Source organism: Bacillus sp. CGMCC 1.60114, assembly GCF_042676365.1.
Classification (GTDB): Bacteria; Bacillota; Bacilli; order Bacillales; family Bacillaceae_G; genus Bacillus_A; species Bacillus_A rhizoplanae_A.
Map to the genome: position 1 here is coordinate 826,989 of NZ_JBHTHG010000118.1, position 8,772 is coordinate 835,760.

The 8,772-nt window shown below is 34.5% G+C and carries 7 protein-coding genes, 3 pseudogenes and 1 riboswitch; of the genes and pseudogenes, 1 reads left to right on the forward strand and 9 read right to left on the reverse strand.

The window, feature by feature from the left end; genetic code table 11:
* Positions 1-3: 3 nt before the first annotated feature.
* From ACFQZ1_RS25365 to ACFQZ1_RS25385, 5 genes and pseudogenes are all read right to left on the reverse strand, one after another.
* On the reverse strand, positions 4-1,257 hold the full coding sequence (locus ACFQZ1_RS25365; protein WP_377884927.1) for an MFS transporter: 1,254 nt from the start codon (positions 1,255-1,257) through the stop codon (positions 4-6).
* Between the two features lie 207 nt (positions 1,258-1,464).
* Positions 1,465-1,723, reverse strand: a pseudogene (locus ACFQZ1_RS25370) (DDE-type integrase/transposase/recombinase); the annotation flags it as partial.
* A gap of 455 nt (positions 1,724-2,178) precedes the next feature.
* On the reverse strand, positions 2,179-3,075 hold the full coding sequence (locus ACFQZ1_RS25375; RefSeq protein ID WP_377884928.1) for an NAD(P)-dependent oxidoreductase: 897 nt from the start codon (positions 3,073-3,075) through the stop codon (positions 2,179-2,181).
* A gap of 82 nt (positions 3,076-3,157) precedes the next feature.
* A riboswitch (ZMP/ZTP riboswitch) is annotated at positions 3,158-3,237 on the reverse strand.
* Positions 3,238-3,661: 424 nt separating this feature from the next.
* On the reverse strand, positions 3,662-3,808 hold the full coding sequence (locus tag ACFQZ1_RS25380) for a DUF3967 domain-containing protein (RefSeq protein ID WP_377884987.1): 147 nt from the start codon (positions 3,806-3,808) through the stop codon (positions 3,662-3,664).
* The gene (locus ACFQZ1_RS25385) at positions 3,805-4,152 is read right to left on the reverse strand and encodes a hypothetical protein (RefSeq protein ID WP_377884929.1); all 348 of its coding nucleotides are present in this window, start codon (positions 4,150-4,152) and stop codon (positions 3,805-3,807) included. Before ACFQZ1_RS25385 ends, ACFQZ1_RS25380 begins: the two co-directional genes overlap by 4 nt.
* 738 nt (positions 4,153-4,890) lie before the next feature.
* On the opposite strand from ACFQZ1_RS25385, the gene ACFQZ1_RS25390 reads away from it, so the two are divergent.
* Entirely contained in the window at positions 4,891-5,670 is a 780-nt protein-coding gene (locus tag ACFQZ1_RS25390) for an alpha/beta fold hydrolase (RefSeq protein ID WP_377884931.1), read from the forward strand.
* A gap of 14 nt (positions 5,671-5,684) precedes the next feature.
* Here ACFQZ1_RS25390 and ACFQZ1_RS25395 read toward each other — a convergent pair.
* From ACFQZ1_RS25395 to ACFQZ1_RS25410, 4 genes and pseudogenes are all read right to left on the reverse strand, one after another.
* A pseudogene (locus ACFQZ1_RS25395) lies at positions 5,685-6,346 on the reverse strand (IS6 family transposase).
* Between the two features lie 104 nt (positions 6,347-6,450).
* Complete coding sequence (locus ACFQZ1_RS25400) at positions 6,451-7,059, reverse strand: hypothetical protein (RefSeq protein ID WP_377884932.1); 609 nt, start codon at positions 7,057-7,059, stop codon at positions 6,451-6,453.
* Between the two features lie 271 nt (positions 7,060-7,330).
* Entirely contained in the window at positions 7,331-7,609 is a 279-nt protein-coding gene (locus tag ACFQZ1_RS25405; RefSeq protein ID WP_377884933.1) for a hypothetical protein, read from the reverse strand.
* 417 nt (positions 7,610-8,026) lie between these two features.
* A pseudogene (locus ACFQZ1_RS25410) lies at positions 8,027-8,113 on the reverse strand (phage terminase small subunit-related protein); the annotation flags it as partial.
* Between the last annotated feature and the right edge of the window lie 659 nt (positions 8,114-8,772).

Sequence of the window (8,772 nt, forward strand, 5' to 3'; positions counted from 1 at the left end):
CCTTCAAAAATTATTTACTCTTATAGGTTCGTGTTTATGTTTAGCCCATAAATATTTCTGCAGTGAAACCCCAATTACTCCAATGGTAATAAGCCCAATCCCTCCATAAACATAGAGTTGAGTTACTCCAAACAAATGAACTAATGGGCCACTCATAGCAGGAGAAATAATTAAAACTGCATTTGTTAAACTACTTTGTATACCAAATACTCTTCCTACTTGATCTTGATCGGATTCTATTTGTAAAATAACTTGATTAGATACAAGCATCAGTCCACTTCCAATCCCAGCAATAAAACTAATCAGATAGGCCAAAACGAAGACCGTACCGGGCGTTATCAAGCCGATCCCCCCAAAACCAATTCCCATTAAAACCATGCCCCCACATACTACCCAGCCATATTGAAATTGTTTTAATTTCTGAGTTAGTAATGCACCAAGTATTCCCCCAAGACCAATAATAGAAATGATATATCCCATTTTACTTTTATCATGTGGAAATAAGCTCTTAAATAAAGTAGGGAACTGTGAGTCTACTAATTGTAATACTGCCATAGCTATTGTAACGAAAATCATAGTTGATAATATTATCCGATTAGATAACACATAACCCCACCCTTGTACCCAAGCGGTCCAAGTGCTTTGCTTTTGCTTTTCAACAAGTTCTTTCGATATAGTTTCTTTGAATTTTATTGTGGGTATCAGAACTAAAGTAGCTAATAAACAACTTATAGCTCTTATAATGAGGCAGAACTCTGGCTGAAACCAGCTTAGCAACATGCCTCCTATAAGTGGACCTACTATCTTGGTCCCCTGCTCTACTATTCCATTGATACTTACTGCTTTAGTAAGCAAATCAGGGGACACAATCTGTCTTGTTAGTGTTTGCTGTGCAGGATAATAGAAAACAATAAAAATAGAACGAATCATTAATGCCACTAAGAGCCAGTGGATATTTTGTACAAATAAAAGAGCAATTGTTATTAAGCCAACCATAAGATTACAAAACATCATGATAGGAATTTTCCTAAAACGATCTGCAATCACACCTGCCCATGAACCAAAGATAATTCCGGGAAGTGCATACGCAACAGGAATCAATCCAATCATGGTAGGGTCTACTTCCCATTCAAAACCAACAATAGTCATAATAGCTAACATATCAATAAACACACCAAGCATAAGCAGTGAATACGCAGAGAAAACCTGTAAATAAATTGTATTTCCCCATAGACTTTTTGAGTCAGTAGTTTTCATAAAAACATGCTCCTTAAATTTATTAAAATAAATATTGGACTTCCATATTTTCCTGGTTCTTCCATGTTTTCTAACTACTATAATAGCACATGAATTTTTCTCCTCCATCCTTCATAAAGTTGAAAAAATAAAGTTAGAAAATTCCGTTAAGACAATTTAAAGATACCGTTATTATTTATACGGTTCTGTTGCAAAGTTTCTTAAGAGTTAAAAATTCAGGTTGAGTACGATTAAATCACAAGCAATTGTAAGTAACTTTCGCAATTCATTGTACGTTGAAAAACCGCAGTTTGGCCGTAAACTGCGGTTTTGTTTATATAGCATGAATGGTTTCGATTCCTTTCAAGGTACGTGAGGTGTGGCGATGATTTTGAAATCCTGAGGATTTGGAAAAACGTTGCTTGATATATCTATGATCCTATTCTATAAGATTATTCAAATGCTTGATTTTGCAGTGAGTAGTATAGGTTCTGTTGCAAAATTTTCTACATGAAGCTACACTCTAGAAAATTTTGCAACAGAACCCTTTACACTATATATTGGTTAGAAAAGGAAATATCGTTCGATTTTTTTTGAGTTAGAAGTTCAGATAACAAAATGTGAATATTATACGTTAAGAAATGAAAAACCAGCCGCCTATTTAGGAGCTGGTTAACATAGCAATACTTATCAGTAGCAAAACAGAAGAGGAACTGATTCATGATCTTATAAGTCAGTTCCTTTTCCACTTTTCTTTATAATATATATAGAGTTTCATAATAGTAAAAAAACAATATTTCTCCCCTGTCCCTAGTATCGGCCCCACCTACGCCAGATACCTTGATAGCCACTCGTGCCATCCTACCCATTATTATCATCATATAAGGAACCACTTGCTTGGAGTATTTTCTCTTCTAGTAAATAAATTTTATATTAGAGTTACTAAGATTTATGTGAAAGTTGTTTATCTAATAGTTTGTATAATGCTTGGGTTCCATTATTTTCTGCTCCTTTGTCAGCGAGCTCATCATATAATGATTTAGCTAATTGTAATCCTGGTGTTGATAATCCCATTTCTTTTGCTGATTCAAGAGCAATTCTCATATCTTTTATAAAATGCTTAATATAAAATCCTGGTTCAAAATCTCCATTAATCATTCGAGGAGCTAGATTACTAAGAGACCAACTTCCTGCTGCTCCTGTTTCAATACTTTTTAGTACAGTTTTTGGATCAAGACCTGCTTGCTTAGCGTACACCATTGCTTCACAAACGCCTATCATATTTGAAGCAATAGCAATTTGATTACACATTTTCGCATGTTGTCCTGCCCCAGCTTTTCCTTGTAAGATAATATTGGTTCCCATTAGCTCAAATATAGGTTTCATTGCATCAAAATCTTGTTGTTCTCCCCCTACCATAATGGCTAAAGTTGCTTTTTTGGCCCCAATATCTCCTCCTGACACAGGGGCATCTAATGTATGAATTCCCTTCTCACAGGCTATTTCGTAAATGTTTCGCGCTAAAATAGGACTTGATGTAGTCATATCGATAACATATGTACCTGATTTAGCGTGGTGTAAAATCCCTTTTTCCCCCAAATAAATTTCTTCTACATCTTTCGGGTAACCCAACATTGTAATAATAATATTCGCTTGAGCAGCAATCTCAGCTACAGTTTCTTTCCAAATGGCACCATTTTCTATTAACTCTTGAGAACGGGCAGGAGTTCGATTATAAACTAAAACCGTATAGCCTGCTTTTATAAGGTGGGTGGCCATACTTTTTCCCATAACGCCTGTACCAATAAATCCGATGATTGCATTTTTAGTATTATACATACTTTACTTCATCTCCTCTTTTTGTTTTTAATCATTCTCAAAAACAAAAAAGTATTTGATTGTTATGTTACTTACAATCAAATACTTTTGCCCAGGCGTACGACTATATGAACTATACGCTTCCTCGTGGTACTCCACGCTTCGCCAGTTACGTATAGAGGAATTACACTTAAACTGATTATAAACCAATATACAAAAAAAATCAAATATTCGGATTAATAACCTACAAGAAAAAGAGAAAGAAGAACAATGAATATTCTATACATATTCGATTAACATAACATACCATTATCAGTAATTCTCCTACGCCCCAAACCCGCATTATTCCTATAATTTGTACAGTCTATGAAATTTCAGGTTATGCATGTTTTTATGCAATACAAAAACAGCAAGGATTTTAGTATCCTTACCGTTTTATTTCCCAATCCGAAATTGTATAAAATCTTGCATGAAAATAACAGGAAAACATTGGAAATCAATTCATACTATAATATACTTTAAATGTGCGAAATGTAATTTTGATCCTGAATAAAGTAATAATGTACCCTCTTGGGATCGAGGCATGCATGATATCTCCATGCATGCCTTATTTTTTGCGCCGAAACCAGCCGAATATGCTGTTCTTTTGTTGTTCTGTGGCCGCAATGATTTTCTTTGTTTCCTGCATATCACGAATAAGTGACATGGGTTGTTCATCACGCTTACTTTCTTTGTCAAAACGTTCATGTTCTATTTGAGCTTGTTTTTTTCCTGATTATGAATTATTTCTTTTAAGTACTCATTTTGAGCCTTTATATCTTGTAATTCTTGCTTTATTATTGCAAATTCAACTGCCATTGTTTCTATATGTTGAAATATCAGAGCCATTCTCTTGTTTTCTTGTTCTCTAAGCTGTTCTTGAGATTGTGTGGCATGGTTATTTTTGGTTTGGAATAAGTTGTTTTCCTCGCGAACAGCTCCTGTTCTTCTATCAAGATCAGCCCTTGATAATACAACATTTACAGCTGTTTCTAAGGTTAAACTTCGTGTTTGAACGAGCTCTTTCATATGCTGTAAAACAAAGATATCTTGTTCCATGAAAGCTCTACTGTTGTTCCCTCCTCTAACAAAGGGATACCCTTGACTTTCCAAAGCAAAGCACCATTTAGTTAAAGTACTTCTACCAATCCCTAATTGCTTTGCTACGACCTTACCCCATTAAGCCCTTTCAGTATGCTGTTCGGGCATCTGTTCTCTTCCTATTCTCTCAATGTTCTTCTAATAAAGAATAAAGTTTGCTGTAACAACAATTCCTTGCTGTTCTCTTGTTCTCCTGCTTGTTCTTAAGCTGTTCTTCATTTGTTATTTATCGCATGAATCGGTAAAAAAAGAAAGTTAAAAGAAAAAACTTCCTTAGTTGCTATTTAGTAAAAAAAGAGATAGCAACTAAGGAAGTAAAAAAGCCCTGCATATATGCAAGGCTTTTTTATACAGAATTTTATACAGATTTTTGTACTAATACAGGTCATTCGTAAGCCTGAAAAACCCCATCATTTCCACAATGTATAAAATCATGTATAGCATCATAAAAAAAGAAAACGCACAAACCTAATTGGTTCAATGGTTTGTGCGTTTTTCTTGCTACCTATAATGTTACGTTATGTTAACCTTACATGAATATCTATTCATTGTTCTTTCTTCAACGAAATGGCAGAATAATTCAATAAACCCCGTCTTTTTTCGCTTTTCTGACCTACAACTGGGATAGATACTCATCTATGTTAACCAAAATGAATATCTTATTGTTGAAACCATATTAATTACGGAGGAATTGGCATGGGATACTTTGTTACTGTAGAGTCAGGTGTAAATCTATATGTGGAAGATATTAACCCAGGGGGTAACAAGACTATAGTGTTTATACATGGTTGGCCATTAAACCATAAACAGTTTGAGTATCAATTCGATGTTCTTCCCGGATTGGGTTACCGCTGTATTGGCATAGACTGGAGGGGCTTTGGTAATTCGGATAAGCCAATGAGCGGCTACAACTATAACCGATTGGCAGATGATATTCGCTCCGTTATTGATACACTTCAATTGAAAAACTTTACACTAGCGGGTCACTCTACAGGTGGGGCTATCGCTGTTCGTTATATTGCTCGACATAATGGTTATGGAGTATCTAAACTTGTCCTTATAAGCGCTGCCGCTCCTGTAGGCTTTACAACAGAAACTGCTAATAAATTTCTTAAAGAAACATTAAATGATCGCCCTAAAATGATGCAGGGAGTAACAGATAGTTTTTTCTTTCAATATATAACTGGCCCATTCTCGAACTGGTTTTTTCAAATGGGGTTACAGGCGGCAGGTTGGTCAACCGCCGCAGTCGTTGTTATGCTAAGAGATGAGAAGCTAGATGCTGATTTGCTAAAAATATCAGTTCCTACTTTAATCTTTCACGGCATTCACGACAAAGTGATTCCATTTGCACAAGCTCAGGAACTAAATCAAAAAATAAAAAATTCACAGCTTGTTCCGTTTCAATATAGTGGTCATGGCCCTTTCTGGGAAGAACGTGACAAGTTTAACCAACTATTGACACAATTTATTTAGTTAAAACTTTGACCTTAATTCAAATAATTTCCGATAACGAATTTTACGTCAACTAGCACTTCATTTTGGGCAGATTTCACCCTTCGGTGAAGTTGCCCTTTTTTCAATATGCATGGCTTCAATACCTCTCAAAATCAAGGCTGCTGTATGAAGTGATTTCAATCTTAACATGGAACGAACCCTCTTCTTTATAAAACGATGATTCTGTTTCACGATATTATTGAGATATTTACATTTCCTTATCTGCATGCCTTCAGGCATACATTTCTCCTCTTTTAATTCTTGTATTGCCAGCGGATAAGCCGGATTCTTATCTACTGTAATGACGCGAGGCCTAGAAGCATGAAAAAACTGCAAAGCTTTCTTAAAGAAGCACTTTGCAGCCCTTGTGTCTCTTGTTTCACTGAGATAAAAATCAATCGTGTTTCCTTCAGAATCCACTGCACGATACAGATAAATCCATTGATCTTTTACTTTGAGATACGTTTCATCGACTCTCCACGAGTTATTTGTTGGACGCCATATTCTTTCATCTAATTCCGGTCCATATTGATGAACCCAACAACATAATAGTAATGTGAGCGACGGATAATCTACATTCCTCCATCATTTCCACCAAATCATGAAAGCTCAGTTTGTACCGTAGATACCATCTTACCATTAATAAAAGTATCATCTTTTAAATGTATAGTTCCTACTAGGACTTGTTTTAAAAATAAAAATGAAAAAATTTCAGATGTGACGGGTCATTCTACAGTTAATCGTCTCCTCTATTCAATCTTAGTAGTTGAACACTCCTAAAGAAGAAATTGCGTCATTCCATCCATAATTATTCAGGTTAATTGTATATCCCCAATAAGAATAGTTGTCCCAAGCATAAGTAGCTCCTCCATAACTAGCATGTTCCCAAACTCTTGTATAGCCACTAGCTGCAGTACTAATTGAAGAAATTTGATCGTTCCAGTAATTACCGACGTAATTTGTGTAAGTTCCTATTGCATAAGAAATGCGGGATCCACCTTTATTAATATCCCAGTAGAAATCAGTATAATTTGGTCCAGTGCCCAGAGTAGTCAAGTTTTCTTTCTTGATTAGTTCTGCTTTTGGATTTTTATATTCACGGTGTTTTTCGTATTCTTTATTTTGAACAAATTGCTGAAATTCTTTTTCATTGGTGAATCCATACTTAATTTCTTTTCCATTCTGATCTTTCGAGAAGAAGATATGTTTTACTTGACTATCTTGGACGGGAGAACTTGCTTTTTTCCCATTAATCAAAACAAATTGACTTTTCCCCTCTTCAGCAAAGGTTGAGGGTGCTGCTGAAAAAAGGACTGCAACTAGAGCAAAGCACATCATAAAGACAACCGACTTAAGATTTCTTCTCATCAAGATCACCTCATAAATGTATTTTTAGAATATTTATACCTTTTTGTAATAAAAAGAAAATAATCCCTTAAGTATTCTACTATTCTTGAATCTGATTAAATTTCTTACTTTAGGAGTTTGGAAACGATTTGTAGAATGACCCGCCACATCTGAAAACTTTTCACAAATAAAAACTATTGATATTGATTGAAGGAGAACACTAATTGAATATAGTTACAGTGTCTCTCTTAAACAAAAAAGTTGATTTTTAAATTTTGTTTTTTGACTTAACCTAAAAATTATTACTTGATGAATATTTATTCATCCGAAAGTTTACATAAGAATATGTTCCACCACCTATTGGTTCTACATTAAAATTATATATATCACCCGCCATTTCTCCTCCAAATCCTGCAGTATCTGTATCAAATTTCGTTTTGCTTGAATTTAACAAATTATCCGAAAGAATTCTCCTTCCTCGAGCGTGTACAGGGCGATAGCCCAACGTACACATACTATTTTTAGGGGTAGGGACTACCCTGTTAGCTTGGTAAACATAAGTGACTAGCAAAAGCACTTACTTCCCAAGAAGCTCTCACTTCAAGCGTCAGCTAAGTGGTGAGTAGTTCACCATCTGATGTGTTAGAAATATTTACTGAATTTAATGTAGGTGAATTGCTTTCCTCTGCACTAACTGCAGTTGTTCCTATTAATCCTAACCTGCTTAATCCAATCACTCCTGCTAAAGCAACTCCTGCAAGTTACATTCCTCATTTTCAAATCTCCTTTTTTAAGTTTTTTTCGGCTTACAACCACAATGTACATCTATATGCAAAAAATGTAAATATATTACAATTTTAGAAATAAAATACAGAATATTAAGAATGTTTAGTTAATATTCATTACTTTTTAATAATGATATATTAATATCTTTATACCTTAAATTAGCATATAAAAAGCACTATGATTGCATAGGCTATATTGCCTTCGCTATCTCAACAAGTAGTTTCTCACCCTTACTTTCCTTGTATATCTCAAACGCCCTATCCCTATCTAGACTACATTGACTTGCCATTTACATTACACCTACCTCCATCTAAACAAACCCTTATTTTGTTTCCAAAGCTTCCTATCTACTTTGTATGTGTATATCATTGCTCAAAACAAACTCAAAAATGAACCTACACTAATTCCCAGCTTATACATGAAATACGATGTGGGCCCATGTATATAATGCTTCTTGTTCTATCTCATCTCCTTAGTCCAAAACTTCACCAATCCCATTTATCAATCACCTTGCGATAACCTCTTGCATATACTTTATTCATATTGTATTATTAGGATTCGGTCATTTTCTAAACCATTACTAACTCTTTATCTTTGGATGTACCTAGACTATCTAGGTTCTTTTTTTATGCAAAATAAAAAAGTAGCTGTTAAGCTACTTAATATTTAATATAGATATAAATTCACAGCCAAATTCATAATACGAAGCTAGTTTTTTACCTATTTATCTCTTAAAGAGAAATATTTTTACCAAAATACACAACTATTTGCTTGTACTAATGAGCGGTAGAAAGGTTAAGTGTTTGAAATAAAGTTGCTCCGATATTCATATAAAGGACCTCATCAATATTTCCTAGCATATTTATCATAATGAAAAACATTGTCATTATAAATCAATTATTTTAACAGTATTCTTTCCGTCAACACTTAAAATTACATAATTTTCTT

Excerpts from the sequence above, each read along its gene's own strand:
- ACFQZ1_RS25365 (WP_377884927.1), bottom strand. The coding sequence starts at position 1,257 with ATGAAAACTACTGACTCAAAAAGTCTATGGGGAAATACAATTTATTTA.
- ACFQZ1_RS25375 (WP_377884928.1), bottom strand. The coding sequence starts at position 3,075 with ATGTATAATACTAAAAATGCAATCATCGGATTTATTGGTACAGGCGTT.
- ACFQZ1_RS25385 (WP_377884929.1), bottom strand. The coding sequence starts at position 4,152 with ATGGAACAAGATATCTTTGTTTTACAGCATATGAAAGAGCTCGTTCAA.
- ACFQZ1_RS25390 (WP_377884931.1), top strand. The coding sequence starts at position 4,891 with ATGGGATACTTTGTTACTGTAGAGTCAGGTGTAAATCTATATGTGGAA.
- ACFQZ1_RS25400 (WP_377884932.1), bottom strand. The coding sequence starts at position 7,059 with ATGAGAAGAAATCTTAAGTCGGTTGTCTTTATGATGTGCTTTGCTCTA.